General features: G+C 31.3%; 21 protein-coding genes and 1 pseudogene. 16 read left to right on the forward strand and 6 right to left on the reverse strand.

Annotation, left to right across the window (positions count from 1 at the left end; genetic code table 11):
* Window positions 1-11 precede the first annotated feature (11 nt).
* The 12 genes from SH09_RS04010 (at window position 12) to SH09_RS04060 (ending at window position 10305) form a co-directional block, all read left to right on the forward strand.
* Window positions 12-2669, forward strand: coding sequence for a peptidase G2 autoproteolytic cleavage domain-containing protein (locus SH09_RS04010; RefSeq protein WP_042738341.1), 2658 nt, complete (start codon window positions 12-14; stop codon window positions 2667-2669).
* A gap of 13 nt (window positions 2670-2682) precedes the next feature.
* Complete coding sequence (locus tag SH09_RS04015) at window positions 2683-4170, forward strand: BppU family phage baseplate upper protein (RefSeq protein WP_042738342.1); 1488 nt, start codon at window positions 2683-2685, stop codon at window positions 4168-4170.
* Between the two features lie 14 nt (window positions 4171-4184).
* Window positions 4185-4574 carry a hypothetical protein gene (locus SH09_RS04020; protein WP_052495414.1) on the forward strand — a complete coding sequence of 130 codons (390 nt, stop codon included), beginning with the start codon at window positions 4185-4187 and terminating at the stop codon, window positions 4572-4574.
* A gap of 1 nt (window position 4575) precedes the next feature.
* Entirely contained in the window at window positions 4576-4725 is a 150-nt protein-coding gene (locus tag SH09_RS15995) for an XkdX family protein (protein WP_082039175.1), read from the forward strand.
* A 37-nt stretch (window positions 4726-4762) separates the two neighbouring features.
* Complete coding sequence (locus SH09_RS04025) at window positions 4763-5134, forward strand: DUF2951 family protein (protein ID WP_232162889.1); 372 nt, start codon at window positions 4763-4765, stop codon at window positions 5132-5134.
* 158 nt (window positions 5135-5292) lie between these two features.
* Window positions 5293-5607 carry a phage holin gene (locus SH09_RS04030; protein ID WP_082039192.1) on the forward strand — a complete coding sequence of 105 codons (315 nt, stop codon included), beginning with the start codon at window positions 5293-5295 and terminating at the stop codon, window positions 5605-5607.
* A complete protein-coding gene (locus SH09_RS04035; RefSeq protein ID WP_042738343.1) occupies window positions 5604-7022 on the forward strand; it encodes an SH3 domain-containing protein in 1419 nt (472 codons plus the stop codon). The genes SH09_RS04030 and SH09_RS04035 overlap by 4 nt, the downstream gene beginning before the upstream one ends.
* Before the next feature lie 933 nt (window positions 7023-7955).
* Window positions 7956-8204, forward strand: coding sequence for a GlsB/YeaQ/YmgE family stress response membrane protein (locus tag SH09_RS04040; RefSeq protein ID WP_042738344.1), 249 nt, complete (start codon window positions 7956-7958; stop codon window positions 8202-8204).
* A gap of 66 nt (window positions 8205-8270) precedes the next feature.
* A complete protein-coding gene (locus tag SH09_RS04045; RefSeq protein WP_042738345.1) occupies window positions 8271-8801 on the forward strand; it encodes a hypothetical protein in 531 nt (176 codons plus the stop codon).
* Between the two features lie 601 nt (window positions 8802-9402).
* The gene (locus SH09_RS04050; protein WP_042738346.1) at window positions 9403-9585 is read left to right on the forward strand and encodes a CsbD family protein; all 183 of its coding nucleotides are present in this window, start codon (window positions 9403-9405) and stop codon (window positions 9583-9585) included.
* A gap of 114 nt (window positions 9586-9699) precedes the next feature.
* Complete coding sequence (locus tag SH09_RS04055; protein ID WP_042738347.1) at window positions 9700-9891, forward strand: hypothetical protein; 192 nt, start codon at window positions 9700-9702, stop codon at window positions 9889-9891.
* Between the two features lie 54 nt (window positions 9892-9945).
* Window positions 9946-10305: a DUF1722 domain-containing protein gene (locus SH09_RS04060; protein WP_082039176.1), complete on the forward strand. Its 360-nt coding sequence runs from the start codon at window positions 9946-9948 to the stop codon at window positions 10303-10305.
* A 136-nt stretch (window positions 10306-10441) separates the two neighbouring features.
* On the opposite strand, the pseudogene SH09_RS04065 reads toward SH09_RS04060, so the two are convergent.
* Both SH09_RS04065 and SH09_RS15780 read right to left on the reverse strand, forming a co-directional pair.
* Window positions 10442-11491, reverse strand: a pseudogene (locus SH09_RS04065) (tyrosine-type recombinase/integrase).
* A gap of 84 nt (window positions 11492-11575) precedes the next feature.
* A complete protein-coding gene (locus SH09_RS15780; protein ID WP_052495417.1) occupies window positions 11576-12772 on the reverse strand; it encodes a 3'-5' exonuclease in 1197 nt (398 codons plus the stop codon).
* A 1111-nt stretch (window positions 12773-13883) separates the two neighbouring features.
* Here SH09_RS15780 and SH09_RS04075 point away from each other — a divergent pair.
* Entirely contained in the window at window positions 13884-14732 is an 849-nt protein-coding gene (locus SH09_RS04075) for a YitT family protein (protein WP_042738349.1), read from the forward strand.
* Window positions 14733-15069: 337 nt separating this feature from the next.
* Here the strand turns inward: SH09_RS04075 and SH09_RS04080 are convergent, their stop codons facing one another.
* Window positions 15070-15687: a hypothetical protein gene (locus SH09_RS04080; RefSeq protein WP_042738350.1), complete on the reverse strand. Its 618-nt coding sequence runs from the start codon at window positions 15685-15687 to the stop codon at window positions 15070-15072.
* Between the two features lie 112 nt (window positions 15688-15799).
* Window positions 15800-16345, reverse strand: a complete 546-nt coding sequence (locus tag SH09_RS16315; RefSeq protein ID WP_119198912.1) for a hypothetical protein — start codon at window positions 16343-16345, stop codon at window positions 15800-15802.
* 238 nt (window positions 16346-16583) lie between these two features.
* Between SH09_RS16315 and SH09_RS04090 the strand changes: the two genes are divergently transcribed.
* Window positions 16584-17030, forward strand: a complete 447-nt coding sequence (locus SH09_RS04090; protein WP_042738351.1) for a GNAT family N-acetyltransferase — start codon at window positions 16584-16586, stop codon at window positions 17028-17030.
* A 1080-nt stretch (window positions 17031-18110) separates the two neighbouring features.
* On the opposite strand, the gene SH09_RS04105 is transcribed toward SH09_RS04090, so the two are convergent.
* Window positions 18111-18695, reverse strand: a complete 585-nt coding sequence (locus SH09_RS04105; RefSeq protein WP_082039177.1) for an Ltp family lipoprotein — start codon at window positions 18693-18695, stop codon at window positions 18111-18113.
* 338 nt (window positions 18696-19033) lie between these two features.
* Between SH09_RS04105 and menE the strand changes: the two genes are divergently transcribed.
* Window positions 19034-20425: an o-succinylbenzoate--CoA ligase gene (gene menE / locus SH09_RS04110; RefSeq protein ID WP_042738354.1), complete on the forward strand. Its 1392-nt coding sequence runs from the start codon at window positions 19034-19036 to the stop codon at window positions 20423-20425.
* A 14-nt stretch (window positions 20426-20439) separates the two neighbouring features.
* On the forward strand, window positions 20440-21444 hold the full coding sequence (gene menC, locus SH09_RS04115; RefSeq protein ID WP_042738355.1) for an o-succinylbenzoate synthase: 1005 nt from the start codon (window positions 20440-20442) through the stop codon (window positions 21442-21444).
* Here the strand turns inward: menC and yidD are convergent.
* Window positions 21441-21677, reverse strand: coding sequence for a membrane protein insertion efficiency factor YidD (yidD, locus tag SH09_RS04120; RefSeq protein WP_042738356.1), 237 nt, complete (start codon window positions 21675-21677; stop codon window positions 21441-21443). The genes menC and yidD overlap by 4 nt on opposite strands.
* Between the last annotated feature and the right edge of the window lie 16 nt (window positions 21678-21693).

The following is a 21693-nucleotide window of genomic DNA, read 5'->3' on the forward strand; positions in this document are numbered from 1 at the left end:
GTGATAGGAATATGAATTTACATTTAGATTATCCCATTGATATAGGTAGAGAATGGCGATATAAAACGATTGATAATTTCAAAATGCTAAGTAATTTCTATCAAGATATTACAAGTAATATGAAATATCATCGTACAGAAGAAAAACACGCACACCATGCAAGACAAATTGATTATGAAAATGTAAACGTAGAGACAATTATAAAATACTTGTTCTCTAGAGTGGATAATTTAGTTTTAGGCCACAATGGCGATGTAGTAAATGAAACTAAAGATAGTAGAGTAGCGGTCGATGGTACACCATTTAATGTATTGTCTGACCGTTTATTTTATGACTTTTCACGCATTGAGAAAAAACTTGATGAGAATTACGAGAAATTAAATAAAAAGATTGAACGTATTGTTAATGTGAACGATTACGGTGCAGACCCAACAGGAGAAACAAACTCTGATGAGGCATTTAAAAAAGCATTAGGTTCAGGTAATGTTCATGTTCATATGACTGCGGGAACATACAAAATTAAGAATGGTATTAAGTTGCCGAGTAGGTCTATTCTTTCGGGTGAAGGTAAAGGTATTACCATTATTAAACTTGCAGATGACGCACCGAGAGAAACATTGGCAGTCACAAATAAAGATATGGATGGTACAGCTGAATATATTGGAACAAAAGGTTATTCAGTGGACGGTAACAAAGCAAGATTTGATGAAAAGAATGTGAGTCAGGGTATTCAATTCAATCATCCAGCGCCTAGTGGTGGTTCGTTATCATCTAACGTTAGATTTGCAGGCGTTAAGTATGGTTATATCGAAGATATTAAATCCATTGATGCTTTATTACATGGTTTCGATATTACCTATGCTAGTGACGATTATTATTACGGTGGCGACGGCGCAAGAGTTAATGAGGAATTAGAAAGTAAGTTCATTCGTATTAATAATTGTGAATCAGTTGGTCATGGTGATGACGGCATCACAACGCATCATAGTAGATTTATCAATATCACGAATAACGTTTCACATGATCCTAAAAACTATCACGGTAATAGTAATGGTATTGAAATTGATGACGGCTCACAAAACGTTATGGTATCAAATAACATTACGTTTAATAACCAATGTGGTATTGAAATCAAAGCACATGAAACTTCATCCGCAGCATCCATGGTTGTGGTTGATGGACACATTTCACACAAAGATAACCGTTCATATGTAGCTAGACACATTGGTCATCATAGAGCAACAACTGACCCTAAATCTAAAACGGCAAAAGATGTCACGTTTTCAAATATTGTCTCACTATTTCCATATAAAAACGAAGTATATCCAGGTTGGACACCTAGAGCCCTTTCAATCAGTGCTTACACAAATGTATCGGTCAATAACTTTACTGCTATTGGTGATGGTACATTTGATTCAACTAGTCCGGCTATTGCAGTTCAGTTTATGGCAGAAAATGTTCAGTTGAACAATATCAATATCAGAGGTTTCAAAAATGCAATTGCCGACATCAAAATTTACGGTGGTGCAAACAGACCGAAAAAAGTTACATTCAGTAATATTAATATTCATCATTCATCTAACAATATCGGTATTGCCGGTGGTGCAGGCGTTTATGACACTAAAATTATTGGTGCAAATTTAATCGGTAACGGTACAGGTAATGCAATTGAAATGTATAACACTACTACGACAATTATCGGTGTACAACATGAAGGCTATACAAATGGTGCAGTATTGTTTAAACAAGTTTACAAAGATGTACCGACTGCAGTACGCGGGGGATTTATGGGTGGCTCGACAGGGTCAGGCGCATTATCAAGACGTTCTGCAGTAATCGCTACAACAGGTGATTCATATGCACATTCTGATCGTTCTTGGTTATTAGGTGCAGGTATGAACTCACATGCTTGGGGTTCGCGTTCCGGTATCATCAATTCGCTTGAATCTAAAACAACACAAGGTAAATATGGTCAATTGATTTTAAATAGTCGTGGTGTATTAACAGAAGATAATTATGTTACGGTATGGGGCTATAATGCCGATAGTATTTCAAAAGCTAACACTTCAGTAGAAATACGAAGTGTTTCAGGAAATATTAAGTCAAAAGGTACAATCCAAGCTGGACAAAACTTCGGTGACTATGCAGAGTATTTTGAATCCCAATCAGGTCAAGAAATACCGAATGGTTATATCGTCACTTTAGATGGTCGATATATTCGAAAGGCAAACTCAAATGATACACCTATTGGTGTTATTTCGGGCACTGCTGGTGTGGTATTAGGTGACCAAATGTTCCATCATAAAGACAAATATTTAAAAGATGAATTTGGTGTCACACTCACACAGTTAGAGAAAAAAGAATGGCACGATGACGAAGGTAATTGGTATGAAGAAGAAATTGAAGTGCCAATACCTAATCCAGACTTTAAAGAAAATGACGAAGAAGAATATTTATCACGTGCTGAACGACCAGAATGGAATGTGGTTGGACTTGTGGGTCAAGTATTTACGCGAATCGACAACACAGTGGGTGTGAATGATTATATCAAACCCAATAAAGGGATTGGCACTAAAGATAATAACAATGGTTTCTATCGTGTGTTAGAAATCACTACACCATTTGATACTGAAAAAGGTTACGGCGTTGCCGTTTGCTTAATTAAATAATAGGAGTGATACGATGACAAACGGAATAGACAAAAAAGCGTTATTCAAACTTGCATCTGAACCTTATTTAAAGCCAATCTCTGATTTAGGGTTTGGCTTTTATAATTTAGATGAAAATACCGCAATATTAAGGTTTCAATTATATAACGATAAGGGACCTTTACTAATCAGTAAAGAAAATTTAACTGCATATGCTTATTTTGAATCAACGAATGGTAGTGTATCAGATGTAATTGAATTAGAAATTGAAGATGAATTTCAAGGCATTGTCACGATCACGCTAGACAGTGCCTTTTTACATGCTTGCACAAACACAACGGTTACTGGTCAAGTTTATATCGGTGTGAATAATGTAGACGGTAATCCACAATACAACGAGGTTGCGGTGTTTAGAGAGTTTAAATTTGAAGTTGCAGACGCACTGATTAATAAAATTACTTCAACGACTAAAATTGAATATATTCGCATGTTTTCACAACTAAAACAACGAATCGAACAAGAAGTTAAAGATATCGAAGCAGCTATCGCTAACGGTGCCGATTATGTTGCAGAAATGAAAACAGTGTTACAACAAGGGAAAGATGCACTTAATAAGATTGTGGTTGATGGTAAAGCAGATATTAATACACTCATTACACAATCTAAATCAGATATAGATGAAACAGTTTCACAAAGTATTGAAGATATCACAACGTTATCAAATAATACGAAAACATCTATTCAAAATACTGCAGATACTGCGAATGAAAGTGTTAAAGCAACCAGTGACCAAGCTATCACACATGTTGATACAAAAGTGGCAGAGTTTAATAAAACGGTTGAAGATAATGGTTTCATTACACCAGAACAGTTAGACACTAATATTAATAATCTTAATTGGCAGAAATATAAGTTAACAAATGATGATGGTAGTTACCAGGTTATTGCAATAGGTGATAATTTAGATAACTTATACAATTTACCTGCAGGCAATTTCTATACAACATCTGTTCCAATTACTGGGGCTTCTTCTCAAGCTGGTTTTACGACTGTTGAGAAACGCGAAAATGTTGTTAGAAGAATTACGTTTAGACCATATAATTCTAAACAAATGTGGGTTAAACGTTTTTATAATGAATGGTCAGATTGGGAGAGGGTAGATAGTACATTAACTGACACAGGTTGGGTTGAATTTAATTTAATCAACGGTGCAGCTACTAACACAGAATATGGGGATAGAAACGGCTTTAAATGTGCATATAGAACGATTGTAAATGGTAGTGTCACAGAACGTTGTTTGAGAATCAACGGATCTAACATTGTACCAGGTCAAACAATCGCAAACTTACCAAGTGGCTTTTGTAAAAATGCCCAAACTTTCCCAGTTCGTATACCAACTAAATATGCAGGTGGCTACTTAGTTATCGAACCATCAGGTAACGTTAAATTCTATATCAATGGTGATTCTAGCGCGTGGATATCTACAGATTACGCTTACGGTGAAATGTCTTGGAAAGATTAGAGGGAGATGAGTTTATGAAAGTAGTTTATTTATATGATGGTACACCTTACCTTGCAGAGTTAAACAACGAAGGTGAATATGACTACCCTAAAGAAGCATGGACGGAAATTGCACCACCACCAGGAATATATGAACCGTTTTATTTTAATGGAAATGAATGGATTGGTAGTACAAAAGAAGAATGGGAAGCAAATAAGCCACCATATGAACCTACGGCAATTCAAATGCAGCTAGCACAAACACAAATGCAATTATCGAAAACAGTAGCACAAGTTCAAAAATCACAACAAGAATTAGCTAACTGTGTGTTGGAAGGTACAAAAAAGGATGAACGTATAAAAAAGTTAGAAGAGCAACAAGCACAATCTATGTTGGAAATCGCTAAATTGAAAGGGGAAATATAATATGTATCCATCATTCGAATCTATCAAATGGTTTTATGATATCAACTGTTATACAAACGAGGACATTGCAACATACGTTCAATTAGGTTGTATAACTAAAGAACAATACAAAGAAATAACTGGTGAAGATTACCCAGAACCTCAAGCATAAGCTCGGGGTTTTTATTTTGGAATAAGTAGGTGACAGAGTGAGTAGTGAAGGAAATCAAGATATTGAGCGTCGCGTCGGTATTTTGGAAGATAAAGACAGATATAACGACAAACGCTTAAGAAATATAGAAAACACAATGAAAGAAGATAGAAAAGAAATCAATGAGTCTATAGAAAAACTTCATAACTCATTAAAAGAAATTGAAAAAGGTCAACATACACAAGAAATAACTAATGTGAAAATGAATTACACATTAGATTCAATCAACCGAGAACGTGAAATTGAAAAGGAAAATCGAGAAGAAAATAAAAAGCAATTCCAACAACTTAAGTGGTTAATCATTGGGACTATTTTCTCCATACTTGGTTCTTTAATATGGACATCTATTAAGATGTTGGTCGGTTGGTAACTTTGAAAGGGGTGATTATAATGCTTAACTTCTTAAATGAAACGTTAGTTTTCGGTGCAAGTTTTTGGGAATGTTTTTGGTTCGGAAAATGTAAATAATTAAATTATAAAGGTCGGCGCATAGCGTCGGCTTTTTATTTTGGAGGTTAAATTATGAAAATGACAATCGGTGCAGCAGTAAGATTTATCGTATTAATTTTAGCAATTATTAACCAATGGTTAGCGACTAAAAACATCAGTCCTATACCAGTAGATGAAGATAGCATCAGTTCAATCTTATTAACTATCGTAGCGCTATATACAGCTTATAAAGATAATCCAGTGACTAAAGAAGGACATCAAGCAAATATTGAAATGAAACAAAAGAAACTCGATAAAAAGCAAGGGACAACACCAACAATAGACGCGACACAAGATAATCAAGATGGTGCAGTATTCCACGATGTTAAAGATAATGGAGGCATACAAAGATGACTATAACTAAGACTAAAAAAGAAGCAGTCGCGTATCTCAAGTCATTAGAAGGTAAATATTTAGATTATGATGGTTGGTGGGGAGCACAATGTTACGACCTAGCAAACTTTTATTGGTCACACATCAGTGGTAGAACATTACAGGGCGCACAAGCTAAGAATATACCGACAGATAATAATTTTGATGGCTTAGCCACTGTGTATGAAAATACGGTTGATTTCAAAGCACAGGAAGGCGATATTGTTGTATTCAACAGTAACTACGGTGCTGGTCATGGACATGTAGCTGTCGTGTTAAATGGGAATTATGATGGTAACTATATGCAATTTGTATCATTAGATAACAACTGGCAAGGTGGAGGATGGACTTCTGGACCTGAACAAGGTGGAAAAGGTTGGGAAACTGCAACAAGAGTTGTCCATAATTACGATTTCCCTATGTGGTTTATCCGTCCATTATACAAAGGAACAAAACCTAATAAACCATCTAAACAAAAACCTAAAAAATTAATATACAACCGTGATACAGTAGCAAGAGCAAGCATACTTGGTAAACGTGGATATAAACCTAAAGGTATTGTATTACACAATGATGCAGGTAGTGGAACAGCTATGAACTATCATGATCAATTAGTTAATGCGAGTGAACAACGTCTTGAAGCTGGTATTGCTCATAGTTATATCAGCGGCAATCGTGTATGGCAAGCTTTACCTGAAAGCTATATAGCTTGGCACGCTGGACAATCTTGGGCAAATAGAAATTTATATGGTATTGAAATTTGCCAATCTAAAAGTGCTAGTGATAAAGACTTTTTAGCAAATGAACAATCAGCATTCCAAGAAGCAGCCAGGATGTTAAAAAAATGGGGATTACCAGTGAATAGGGAAACTGTCAGATTGCATAATGAGTTTTCACCTACAGAATGTCCACACAGAAGTATGGAGCTACATGCGGGATATAAATCCTCTCAAAGAGCGCCGCAAAATATTGTTAATAAAACAAAAGACTATTTCATTAGTCAAATTAAAGCGTATTACAACGGTGAAATTCCAAAAGGTTCCACTGATAAAGGAAGTTCAAAACCAAGCTCTAAGGGTTCTACAAATGCTACAAACACGGATTGGAAACAAAACCAATACGGTACATGGTATAAAGCAGAGAGTGCAACATTTACGAATGGCAATCAACCAATTATCACAAGAGTTGGTTCTCCATTTACAACTGCACAATTCGGCTATAATTTCCAACCAGGCGGTTATGTGAATTATGATGAAGTTTGTTTACAAGACGGTCATGTGTGGGTTGGTTATAACTGGAACGGATACCGTTACTATTTACCAATAAGAACATGGAACGGAGCAAGTCCTCCAAATCATAAAAATGGTTTAGGTGATTTGTGGGGAGTAATTAGTTAGAATAAGCGTTGTACTATTTACTGAAGTGTAATACAATGTGTTGAGAAGGTACTTCAGACCTTCTCTCTATTTACCACTCTTCGGAGTGGTTTTTTATTTATAACATATAGAAATAAAATAAACTTTGTGATAATATACACATTGACCTTACTTTTATAGTGAGAGTAGGCACATGTCCCGTGTCTGCTCTTTTTTTATATTGAATAAAAATCAAAACTTTGATAATATATTTTTGTCTCTTTCCAGTAGAGACTGACTGACATTGCAATTTAAGTATAACGATCACCTCGTTAGACACTTAAACAGGCGCTACGGCGCCTTATTTTATTTTATCATTGTAAACGTTTACTAAATAAGATATAATTTATTTGCACGAAACATTTTAAATATTGTATGCTCACTCTTCGGAGTGTTTTTTTAACCCTTAACTATTTACAGGCAGTCGCTAATGTGGCTGTCTTTTTTATGCTATAATTAAATTAGATATCATACTACACAGGGTAAGCACTTATGTGCTTGCTATTTTTTAGTTTTATAGGCAAAAAAATGGGTAATATATATAATTACGGACAATTAAAGTTCGTGTCATTATACTCAAAGGCAATGCTTTTATGCTTGCCTTTATTGTTATTTTAAATTAAATTTGTTAAAATACAATTGTCTGTTTTCTCCCGAATTAAATAGACATTAAATCGGCAAAAATTCATTTTTAGGAAAGCAGGCATAAATTCTGTGTCTGCTTTTTATGTTTATATATTAAGTCAAACGGTTAAATAGTAATAGAAGAAAAGACCTATTTCTTTCCTTTTAGTTTTTTAATTGATAGATCACTTTTAACGGCCATTAATTTGGCTGTTTTTTTATGTTTATATGTTTATAAATAAAAATTGTGGGAAATAATATCGAGTAATACTATTGAGAGGAGAGAATAATATGGGCTTTATACTTATGATTATTATCGGAGGATTAATTGGATGGCTTGCAGGAGCTATTCTAGGGAAAGATATACCAGGTGGGATTATTGGTAACATCATTGCCGGTTTAATTGGTTCTGCAATCGGAAGTAAATTATTAGGCACATGGGGGCCTGTGTTAGGTGGCGTTCCAATTTTGCCAGCTTTAATTGGAGCTATCATTTTAATATTTGTAGTTTCATTTATCATGAAAGCAATTAGAAAATAAGGGGGACCACTCATTGAATTGAGTGGTTTTTCCTTATTAATGCATAATTAATAAGGAGGGGATTCCATGATAAATATAATTTCTGCTATTGGTTCTATCGGAACATTTATAATGGCATTGTTTTATTTTGTATCAGTTTCTGTTCAACTCTATCAAATGAAAATCGGGTTTATACCTGCATTAGGATTCAATCAAGTCTTATTAAAACTGGATAATAATAATAAGCTTTCAATGAGTAATATGGATGTAAAGGATTCCGATCATCAAGATTACTTAAAGTTATATAACTTAGGAGGCGGGGCAGCGAAGAAAATTACAATAGAATTGTTATTAAATAAAGAAAATGTTATTCAAGAAAAATTTGTTAACTTTTTGCCGAGTAAAGAAAGCTATTATTTGCCTATAAATAAAGAAGTGTTTGATGAATTTGAAAGTACAATTCAAAATAATGGTTATGAAACTAATTTGGGTATTAAACTATCCTATTATCACAATGTAAGTAGAAAGAAACAAATAATTTTACTCCATGGCAAATTAGATAATTTTAATACTTATGATGAAAAAGTTGTTTATGAATTACAATTTATAGAGAAATAAGATTTACGAAATGACCTAATTAAAGAAGCATCGATCTTATAATTCTATATTTCTACTATAGTGATAATTATTTAATATTTTTAAATGTTTATACATTGTTTAAAAAGGTATATTCATTATGCGTTATTAATTAACTATTTTCCCTTAATATGAGATTCCCCAAAACAACAGCTGATACGCGGTTGTTTTTTGCACATTTGCAAAATTCCTATTCTATATATATTAAGTAATAAATACTATTGTACTTTTTGTAAACGCAGAACAAAAGACAATATTAACATTAATTAATTAGCACTCACCAACTGGTGGGTGTTTTTGTTTACCCTTATGTTTATATGGGTAGATAAAGTCAGAGGTAAGTCAAAAACCTTTTAAACATATCTATGCAGCCGTTAATTCGGCTGTTTTTTTATGTTTATCTACTATACTAAAGGGTTGTATTATAATACAGGTTATTGCAATCTCCTGTATAATAGTTATTTCATGATAAGAAACCTTTATAGCAGCCATTAATTTGGTTGCTATTTTTATGTTTCAGATTTATTAAATTGGGTATAACTGTATTGTCCTGCTTACAATAACAAAAATGGAGGTGTTTAACATGGCAGATGAAAGTAAATTCGAACAAGCTAAAGGTAATTTGAAAGAGACAGCTGGAAATGCTTTTGGTAATGAAGAATTGGAAAAAGAAGGCAAGCAAGATAAAGCTTCTGGTAAAGTAAAAGAAGCTGCTGAAAACGCAAAAGACAAAGTTAATGACTTTGTTGATAAATTCAAGAAATAAGAATAATATACTTAATGTACTTGTCAAAAAAAGAGTGAGTATCACAAAGAGCTTACTCTTTTTTAATTTACATACGAGAACATTTGTTCTATTATATTCGTGAGGTGATTATAAATGGAACCAAATTTAGACTGGAATAAAGATTTCCAAGAATTCCAGGATATTTTGAATTCAGGAATACATCCCGAATGGTTATATAACGCAAAAGCAAATATGATACTCAACCCTGCATATACAGGACAAGGCAAACAATTTTTCTTTACTAAAGATATTATTAAAGCTAGTAAAATAGTTCCTTTTTATTAAATAGAACAATGAAAGAAGGTATATAACATTAGCAAACAATTTCAAAAAGAAAAACTGTGGAGTAGATATAAATACGAAGTTTTATGGCATGATCAAAGCGCCTATAATGATATTAGATTTTTGATGAATAATGATGTTGAATTTGAAATCATTCAACAAAAAATTCAATATTCTCTAAATAAGCAACCTTCTAAAGGATCAATAATAAATGCTTATTGCCATATGTGGGGATATTTTAAAAAAATAAGTACTGAACAAGAAAAGCAGTTATTTAAAAAACTAAAGACAGATTTTGAAAATCATATTATAACAGAAAAAGAATTAATTGATTTTATCAAAAAATTAGTCGATTTATATGAAGTCACTTATTTAAAACAATCTACTATTATAAATAAAGCCCACCCAAATGAATAGGTGGGTTGTTTTTACGCCAACGGCATGCCAATAAAATAGCGGAAACACTGGTGTTCTGGGGTTTATAGAATCCCTCACTCTCCGTACATAACCCTTGATGTGATAGGGTTTTAATAGGGCAAGTGTCAAATATGTGTCAAGAAAATAATTCTCTGACACGTTGACCTTGCTCTTTTTTATGTTCTTCCAATAAATGAGAATATGTGTTAAGCGTTATTGAAATGTTTGAGTGTCCTAATCGTTTGCTGATATATTCAATTGGTAACCCTTTAGAAACTTAATAAGATGTATGTGTGTGACTTAATGAATATGGGGTTACATTATCATCTTTTAATCCTATAACTTTCTTAGTATGTGAAAAAGACTTGTTAACCGCTGTATGACTTAATGAAAATAATTTGCCATCGATTCTACGAGGGAGATTAGATAGCTTAGAATTAATTAACATTATGTCTTTTTGATTCACTTCAACATCTCTATCTGAATTTTTAGTTTTCGTACCAGGCAAGTGAATTATCCCATTCCCTTTGTTTAGATCATCATAATTCATATTTATTGCATCGCTATATCTAGCCCCAGTAATTGATAATAGATATAAGAAAATATAGCTTTCTTCATCTCTGCTTTTAAAATAATCCAACATGTCTAAATAGTTTTTAATACTCATATATTTAAAGTGTTCATCTTTCGGTTTTACTGTCCCATTAATTGTTATATTAAAAGTTGGGTCTTTCTTTATATAACCATCATATACTGCCTCTCTTAAACAAGGTCCAATACAGCCATTTACTTTCCTAACTGTCTCATCAGAATAACCATTACCATATTTATTTAAAAACTTTTGGTATTCTATTCGCTTTATGTTTTTCAATAACATATTTTCTCCAAAATATTCAGTAAATAACTTTAAAGAACGTTCGTCCCAGTAATATTGTTTAGGTGATAGACTTTTTTTATTTTTCATAACTAACCAATCTTTATAATAGGTTGAGAACGTTTTATTATCCTCGATTATATTGCCATCTTCTAAATCTCTAATTAATTGCTGTGCTGCATTCGTTGCCTCAGCTTTAGTTTTAAAACCAGACTTACGCTTTTTACCAGATTTAAAACTAGGGTGCTTAACATCATATTGCCATGATGTTGATGTTTTATTTTTACGTTTTGTAACTGTAAATGTTGCCATAATTATCAATTCCTCCTAAAAAAGATAAAAATATATAGGGCAGTAGGGACTGCCCGTGTGGTTGTTTTGTCAATTTTTTTGAAATTAATCCATTCTACTCAATAATAAAAGAGCAAGTTTCCCAGTTGTTCTTGCGTCATTCAATGCTTGATGTGAATCACCTTCATCTAATTCGAAATAGTTTTTCAAAGTTTCAAGTTTATGATTTGGAGTTTCATTTATAAGTTTTCTCGACGAAGTTAAAGTATCAAATACTCGGAATTTCTCATGATTTATATTGAAATCATGTAAATTTTTTAGTAGAAACTTCATATCAAACGGAGCGTTATGAGCAACGATTGTTTTTTGTTCTATGTAACTCAATAACTCTTTTAGGTGATAAATTGACAGTTTTGGTTTATTTTCTAAAAATTCATTTGTAATACCCGTTTTTCTCATCACCGTCTTTCCTACTGGTTTATCTGGCTTGAAATACTGTGTATGTTCATTTACTATTATTCCATCTTTGAATTCAACAATTCCATATTGAATGATTTCATTGATGTCATACTTTAATCCTGTTGTTTCAAAATCAAGCACAACAAAGTCTTTTGTTAATTTTTTGATTTTTGTATAATTTAAATCTAAAGGTTTCTCATGAATTGTATTTTCAGCTATTTTACTTGTAATAACTTCTTCAGAAATTTCTTGATTTTGTGACTTATTAATAATTTGATTCTCTTCAAGTTCCTGAATATAATCTTCTTTCAGTTTTAATTTCATATTTAACATATCTATATTTTTCTGCATCTTTTTTGATTCAGTCTCTACTATTTTCTCTTCTACAATAACTTTAGGTTGTTTAGATTTCTCGTTTTCAAGATCTTTACTTTTTTTCTTTAATTCTTTTTTAACATCATTCAGTTCTTTTTTTAGATTATTGTTTTCATTACGGAATTCATACAGTTTACTTTCTGTATTATCTGCATTTCGTAGTTTGGACTTTTCAATCTCAAGACTATTATTTTTGTCATCTAATTCCTTTTTAATACTATCTAGTTGCTTTTTTAATTTATCGTTCTCTACTTGGAAATTGTTTAAGTTACTATTATTATCTTCTAATTGGTGTTTTTGTTTTTTGTGTTTATTAAGTTTAAATAAGCAAAATATTATTATAGAAATAAAAAAGATTAACAATAACAAATCAACAACACCCAAACCATTCTCAATTATAATTGAGATACCACCAATTAACATAAATGCTGAAAATACTATGAATCCCCAATATAAACCCTTTTTCATTCCACATTGCTCCCATTCTCTAAGTTTTTATATTCAAACACACGTAGGGGAGAAAATTGTATTAGATAATCTCCACATAGTGTGGATAAACCATATTTCATTTTATAATGCTCAATACTTTGTTGTACAAAACATTTAGTAACCTCAAAAAAAATAGCCATTTCATATAATGAGTGATAGCCTTGTTTGAATGTATCAATTGTTCTAATAAGAGAAACTAGTAACTCCTATGCTCTTTTGCGAGCAAAACTCTCGAATTCTATATTGTTAAATTGTATTTGAACTATAATATCTCTTAATGCAAATTCATGATGGATACTTCTTATGATATTACCACATTCATTATCAAAATGGGCATTAATTTTATATTGTTATGTAATTTTTCTTCAGTGATATCAGTTGGTAGCTAATTGTAAATGTTGTTAAAAAATATGGAGTAGGAAAGCTCAAATATAAAATAGGATATCTTGAAGTAGAGATAGAATCCAAAGGCGATAAAAAGGTATTAGTAACAAAGTATAGGAGAGCGGAAATTCTACTATGATAAATATTTTATATTCGACTAATGAATGATTTAAATTCTGTTTTTCAACTTCTAGTCTTATAGAGAGACCAGAGTCATTAGGATTATTAGAATGTTTTAATCCTGAATCTATATTTATATAGAAAACGATATCTTCTGTAATACTTTCGAATACTGTAAATGATATGTTAGGTTCATAAAAATAATTGTCTATCTCATTTAAGTCGCTTGCTTAATTATTTGATTTATTAATTTCATGAGAGAATACTACAAATTCATCATTAATAATTTTATTTTCATACGTAATTGTTAAATCGAAAATAACTGTTTTCAAATCATCTTCTACAATACTTTTTTTATGGTTTAGGCAAAAAGAAACATTGATACTTTCATAATTTAAATTTGTTGAAGTTGATCATAAAAAAAGAACTGTTTAGAAAGTTTTGGGATTATCTTAACTAATAGATCATATATAAAGACTGTATAACTTTATGTTTAAAAGATTGTATGGTATTAAAAAGTATATCATTTGTATATTTAAATATGGTATTATGTATAAGTTATTTTAACAATGAGGAGGTAAATGCTATGAAATCTCTGATAAAGAACCATTATAAAAATATTATTATATGTTTAATAGGAACATTTATAAATGCAATTGGAGTAAACGGCTTTTTATTAGGATCTGATTTAGGCGATGGTGGAACTGTTGGTATATCGTTAGCATTAAAATACTCACTTGGTTTTTCACCAGCATTAACATCATTAATTATAAATGTAATTCTAATTATAATTGGTTGGAAATATCTTAGTAAAACAGTTGCAATTTATACAGTTATTTCCAATACAGCACTATCATTATTTTTAGAATTAACGAAAAATGTTAATTTAGGTATTCATGATTTTGTTATTAATTCAGTATTTGGTGGAGCAATCATTGGTATAAGTGTTGGTTTTGTATTGTCTACAGGTAGTACAGTAGGTGGGCCAGCAGTAGTAGCTAGAATATTTAATAAATATTTTGGATTTAAAACGTCTAAGACTATTTTTTTATTAGATAGTCTAATTGTTTTGTCATTTTTAATTGTCTTGCCATTAAGAAATGTGTTATTTACGATTATAATGTTATTTATCACTGAAAGAGCAACGTCATTTATAATTGAAGGATTCAATCCTAAGAAGGCGGTAACTATAATTTCTGAAAAAAATGAAGTATTAGCAGATAAAATTAATAGTTTTACTGGGAGAGGAACTACTATTTTACCAAGTAAAGGCGGATACTCAAAAAATGAGTCAGGCATGCTTTATGTGGTTGTTCATCAATCACAAGTTACTAAAATAAAAAATTTAGTTTACCAAGAGGATGAAAAAGCATTTTTAGTTATACATGATGTTAGAGATGTACTAGGCAGCACATTTATAAATAATATTACATAAGGTGAAACGTTTATGATTAAGTTGATGTACCAATTGAAATTGATTTTAAAAATGGGTAATAACTGCAGTTAAAATTTTTCAAAACTCTTTTCATAAAAAAATCCTTGCTATTTTATCGATTGATTAGTCGATGAAATAGCAAGGATTTTTAAGTTTTAGAATGGATTTTAAGTTTATTACAAGAGATAACATTCTAAATCCATCTATAACTAATATGCTACGTTTAAATTCCTTTCTGGTCTAGCTATAGGTCTATATCGATTAATAGGAATTGGCCATGTAATATTTGTTATTGTTTAAATTGATAGTTAAAGAATGATATTATTTGATACTGTTGTTAATTATTTCTATATTGATCGTATACACCATTTTCAATTTTATTTTCTTCTTCTTGGATTTTTTCATAAACTTGATCAGCATTATCACCATCGTAATAACCATTTTCTATTGCATATTTTGTCTGCAATTCAGCTGATGAGAGTCCGCCATTATATTTTTTTCTTAGTGCATTATAATACTCATCTTCTGTTTGTGCTGCATTTATCTCAGCATTTACATCGTTAGTATTTTGAGTTTGTGTGCTAGAATTTTTGTTATTACTATTTTCTGTATTATTTACTTGTTGTTGTGTGGCATTAGTTTGTTGATTAGTTTCTTGTTGTGTTTGATCGTTCTGTTGGTTGTTATTATTTGCGACTTCTTGTGAATTAGTGTTTTGGCTTATATTATTTGAATTATCACTGTCTTTATTTGATAAGCTTTCTTTGTCGTCTGTCTGTTGTTCTTTTTTCTTATCCTCATCTGACTTTTTATTAGTTTTCGTATTGTTGTCTTTCTTTGTTTCTTTATTAGATGTTTTGGTTTCTTTATTATTTTCAGATGTTGTTTTCTCGTCATTGTTACATGCCGCTAATATTAAGAAACTTGATAGTAGTAATATTGATATTTGTTTCATAATTATCTCCTTATTTTTATGTAATAACAATCCAAAAATATTTTTAATATTATTAAGAAATCGACTTTCTAGTTTTTTTATTTAAATTACTAAGTATTTTACTATTATAAGTTTATTCAGCATCTCTATTGTCATATACTGATTCTTCTGTGCCGTTTTCAACTCTTAATGAACTTTCATATGCTGCGCTTGCTGGTCCTTCCATTACGTTACCTTGGGGGATAACTCCATTAGACACTGCGCTATTATATGCTTGGATTTTCTCTATTTCAGAATAATTACCATTAATAATTGTTTCTAAAGTATTTCTATCCGTAACATTTGAATTGTCGATATTTTGGCTTTGTGGTTGATTGGTTTGCGATTGTTCTGTTTGTGTTGTACTAGCTTGTTGTTCGTCTGTTGGTGTATTATTTTGAGTTTGATTCTGTTGATTTGTATTTTGGTCGTTATTTGTTTGTTGTTCAGAATTTTGATTTTCAGTGTTTGAAGTTTGCTCGTTATTGTTTTCTTTGTCTTTCTTTTTATCATTATTTTTCTTGTGTTCATTATTAGAAGATTTGTTATCATTAGTATCATCTAATTTACTTTCTTCTTTGTGCGCACATGCAGTTAGAAGTAAAAAACTTGCTAAAAATAAAAATGATAATTTTTTCATTTTATCTCACTCCTTATCGTTTTCGCGTTAAATTATTATTATTGTAGTACATATAAAATTATAACAAAAAAGTTTGGTACAATTGGTAATTATTTTTAATTTTAACCTAATTCTATAATTAAATCATTTTGTGTTAGCTGATATTGCATGTTCTTTTTAAATGAAACTGACATAATAGAGGATAGTTATTTATTCGTATTAATGCATTTATAGTTTGTTGGAAAGAGGGGGTAGTGTGATGTTACGTAAGGTATCTAAAACAATGGATATTCCGTTTGAGTTATTGTTAACTGCGGATCCTTCCATGCAGCAACTTAAAAAATGTTTGTCTGAAGGTTGTTGTTACGTATTAACTGAAAATAGTGATATTATAGGAAGTTTTATTATTAAATCATCATTAGATAGTTTAGAAATCACAAATATTGCTGTTGTGGAAAGTAAACAAAATCAAGGAGTAGGGAAATATCTAGTTGATGCGATTTGCAAAGCTGCTGAGCAAAGGGGTTATAGGTCGATAAATGTAGCAACAGGCAATTCAAGTATTGGGCAATTGGCTTTTTATCAAAAGGCTGGATTTCGAATTGTAGCAGTTGAAATGAATTATTTTACAAATAATTATGAAGAGCCGATTTACGAAAATGGCATATTATGTAGAGATTTAATAAGATTAGTTAAGAAATTATAAGCTAATTTTACATTCAAGCAGCTATTTTTAGCTTTAGGTTTAAAAAAACTTTCTATGAATAATATTGTATGCTAAATTATATATATCATCAAAACCATTCATTAGGGAGTTGCAATTATTAGATGAATAACAAGACTTTAAAGTATGTAAGTATACTCTCAAATATCATGGGTTGGATTGCAAGTATGGGGATTTTGGTTACTTTAATTTTAAATTTCTATTATGAAACAAGTGAGAATGTATTGTTCAACATTGGTTTTGAAGTAACGGGGACATCACTGTTATGTCTCACAATCTTTTTCGTATTGCTTATGATAAGTACCTTTGGATCGTATATAACTAAAAAGTTAATTTAGGTATAACAACCTTTTAAATAATTAAAAGACCAATTGGATTCAGTTGGTCTTTTTTGCATGTTTAATTATAAAATTTTAAGGATTTAGACATGATGAATGCGTGGATAAAATATGCTATAACTGTGATTTAATTAAATAAATCACTAAAATAAATACAATTATGGACAAAACAAAAAGGCTAATTGAAAAAATTTTCATTGTTAGATGTTGTTTTTTAAATGCTTCGATTTCAAAATGCTCCATTGAATTAAAATCTAAAGAATTTTTATATTGGTGCTGATTAATAAAACCATAACAACTGGTAATTAATAAAAATAGTGAAACACAACTCATAATGATGATGAAATAAACCATATAAATTCTCCTAACGTTCCGCAATTTAAATAATGATGTAAATATAGATAATGTATTAAGTTGCACCATGCATTGCTTATTACAAATTATTATAATTAATATATTGCGCTAAATCAAAATCATTGTCATATCTTTAAGAAGATTTTTTGTTAACTAAGTAATTGCCCCAAATAGCTTGTTTATGTACATGTATTAGAAGTATTTTAGTCGGAATGTATTTGTCTATACTAACAAATTGAATTACTTTTGATTTAAGAAATAACGATATTGTGTTTTTATAAAACTTTGAATGATTTAAGTATTTTTTGTAAAAAATAAACACTAGCCTATTGTATGATTAGCTAGTGTTTAAAATTTCAGTATTTTTACATTATTTATTTAAGTGATCAATGGCATATTGTGCTTCTTCTTCGGTGAATTTCTCGCCATAGCTAGATGTGAGTTGGTCATAGATAGCATCGTTAGACATATCTTGTGAATCTGCATAATCTTTTGCTTTTTTTACAGCATTTTCTTTGTAATTTGCTTTGAGATGATCAATAGCATACTGTGCGTCATTACTATTAAATTTTTCTCCGTAACTCGAAGTAAGCTGTTCGTATATACCTTGCTTAGACATATGCATCGTATCGGAATATGTTTTTGCTTTATTTAAAGCTGCTTTTTCCTGTCTTGTAGCATTGCTATCGTTTTCTATTTGGGCACCATCATCAGAAGAACCATTGTTGTTTACGACAACAGAAGAAAATATAGCAATGGCTATAATAGTTATAATAATTAGTAATAAACAACCGCCACATCCACCGAGGATACCCCATAACCATTTTCGGCTTTTTTTCTTATTCTGTTGCGCTTGATATGCTTCCCATTGTTGTTGGTGATGCGTATTGTCGTATTGTCTATTTTGGTCTGGATTTTGTTTGTGAGAGGGCAGTGTATCTTTATCTCCTGTCATAATATAATCTCCTTAATAATTTTATTTTTAAAATGCAGACAACATTTTAATCTTATAAATACATTGTACAACAATACAGTTTGGAGTATTACTGTTTTTTTAAAATAGTAATAATTAAATATTTGATATCAATAAGTAATGGGATTTTTAGAAATATCAATAGTCATGTAAATTAGTTGAAAATAGTAAATTTTATGTTGATTTAAATAATTAACAACAAGTGTATATCTAAATATGCTGTGTAATGAATATCAACGACAAAGCAAAAATTGAAACTGATACCCTGTTAATTAATATAAAACGCGTTATAATGAATGGTGAGATGGAGGAATGTTAGCGTGAAATTTTGGTTGGAACAACAAGCAGAAATAAATGGAGATGGATGTTTTTTAGATGATGGAGTAAATCAAGTTACCTTTAAGGATGCATATCAATATGTAACGAGACTGGGTTATGTGTTAGCCAAATACAATCCTAAGAGGGTGGGACTTTATATAGATAATACCATCAAATCAACTTTGTTAATCAATGCCTGTTGGGCGGCTGGTATTGAAGTTGCATTGTTGAATACGAGATTAACGCAACAAGAAATGATGGCTCAAATGTCTTCAATAAATGTTAAATATATTATTGCGACACATGAATTGTCATTATTGGACTTTAAAATTATACAGTTAGCAGAACTTGAGTCTAACATGTCAGATCAACAAATTGTACCTCACTTTTCATTAGAAAGTATTGCTTCTATTATGTTTACCTCTGGTACGACTGGACCTCAAAAAGCAGTACCACAAACATTTGCCAATCATTTTGCGAGTGCACTTAGTTGCAAGGAAAGTTTGGGGTTTGACGAACAAACGAAATGGTTGTCTGTGTTACCAATCTATCATATATCAGGGTTAAGTGTACTATTAAGAGCGATGATTTCAGGTTTTACTGTGCGTCTTGTACAAAAATTTGATGCTGCGCAAATGCTTGATATTATTGTGAACGAACGACCTACACATGTCTCATTAGTACCACAAACGTTGAAGTGGCTAATGGATAGTGGTTTGACCAAGCCGTTTAATATCAAGCGTATCTTATTAGGTGGTGCTAAATTATCTAGCGCATTAATTGAAGAGGCATTAGCTTATAATTTACCAATATATAATTCATTTGGCATGACAGAAACTTGTTCTCAATTTCTAACAGCGTCACCTGAAATGTTAAGTGAGCGATTTGATACTGTTGGAAAGCCAAGCTCTAATGTCGCAGTGAAAATTAAAGACCCAGATCATAATGGTCATGGTGAGCTACTAATTAAAGGTGGTAATGTGATGAAGGGGTATTTATATCCCCAAAATACTGCAGGTAGCTTTGATTCAGAAGGCTATTTTAAAACGGGTGATATTGCAGAAATTAATAGCGAAGGTTATGTAATGGTATATGATCGACGTAAGGATTTGATCATTAGTGGTGGTGAAAATATTTATCCATATCAAATAGAATCAATTGCCAAACAATATACAACAATAGAAGATGCATTATGTATCGGTATTAAAGATGATGTTTGGGGCGAGGTGCCATGTCTTTATTATGTGGCTCAAGAGGAGATTCAAGAACTTGATTTAAAAGATTACTTAGAACAACATTTAGCAAAATATAAAGTACCTAAAGTATATAGACGAGTTCAAGCATTGCCATATACATCTACTGGCAAATTGCAAAGAAATCAATTTAAATCATAGCTAGGAGTTTTCTTATGAAATTGATTGAGATGAAACTATTTGAATATCAAACACATTTTAAACATCCTGTGATAACACCCAAAGTCAAATTAGACTATAGAAAATCATTATTTGTGAGTCTAAAGATGAGTAATGGTAAAGCGTATTATGGTGAGTGCAATGCATTTGAAACAAACTGGTATGATGATGAAACAATATCAGACGTCTTATCTCAAGTTAAATATTGGTATAAAACTTATCAAGGACAGACCTTTGATTCAATGCAAACCGTTCAAGCATCCTTGGAAGGATTGGAAGGTTATCCTGCAACAAGAAGTATGTTAGTGATGGCGTTTTATCAAATGTTCTATAAACTAGAACAATTTAATGTGCCTTATGGTGCGACTGTGAGCGGTTTAACAGATAGTAATTTACTACAATTGAGAGAGACTGAGCCCCAAAGAGTTAAACTTAAATGGTCTGATAATATATTGAATGATGTTCAAAAGGTTCAAGCATTACCATTTAATTTACAGATAGCTATTGATGCTAACGAAAGTTTAACGGATAATGAACGAGATAAATTGCAGATTTTAAGTGAATCGGACATTCTTTATTTGGAGGAACCATTCGCAACGTTGGACCAATTAATGGCATATGACACTAATACGATTCCCACTGTAGCGATTGATGAAAAAGCGACATCGAAAGCAAATATAATAGATGCATTACATCGATATAATGTCGAGGTTATCATTGTCAAACCGTTTAGGTTAGGTGGTATTGATCGCGTAATCGAATTAATTGATGTTATTAAACAATATGGTGGTAAAGTGGTTATAGGTGGCATGTATGAATATGGATTAAGTCGCTATTTTACAGCGATGGTTGCTCAATGGGCAGATTTTCCAAGTGATATTACACCAGCTGGATATTACTTTGAGCAAGATGTGGTTGCAAATTCAGGCATATTAAAAGGAGGTTCTATTCAATTTGAACCTCCAACAGTACTGACATCAAGACTTAAACGTATATATTAATCTTTAGTTGACTTATTCTTCTTTAACGGAACTGGATCGAATCCGCCTTTATGCAGTGGATGGCATTTCAGTATGCGTTTGATTCCTAGCCATGTACCTTTAAATGGACCATAAACAACGATTGCTTCGCGTGTGTATTCAGAACAAGTAGGATAGAATCTACACGTTGCTGGTGTCAAGGGTGAAATATAATGTTGATAAATATAAATGAGTCCAAGGAAAATTTTTTTCATATAATTAGCCTCCAAC

The sequence above is a fragment of the Staphylococcus gallinarum genome, assembly GCF_000875895.1.
Taxonomy (GTDB): domain Bacteria; phylum Bacillota; class Bacilli; order Staphylococcales; family Staphylococcaceae; genus Staphylococcus; species Staphylococcus gallinarum.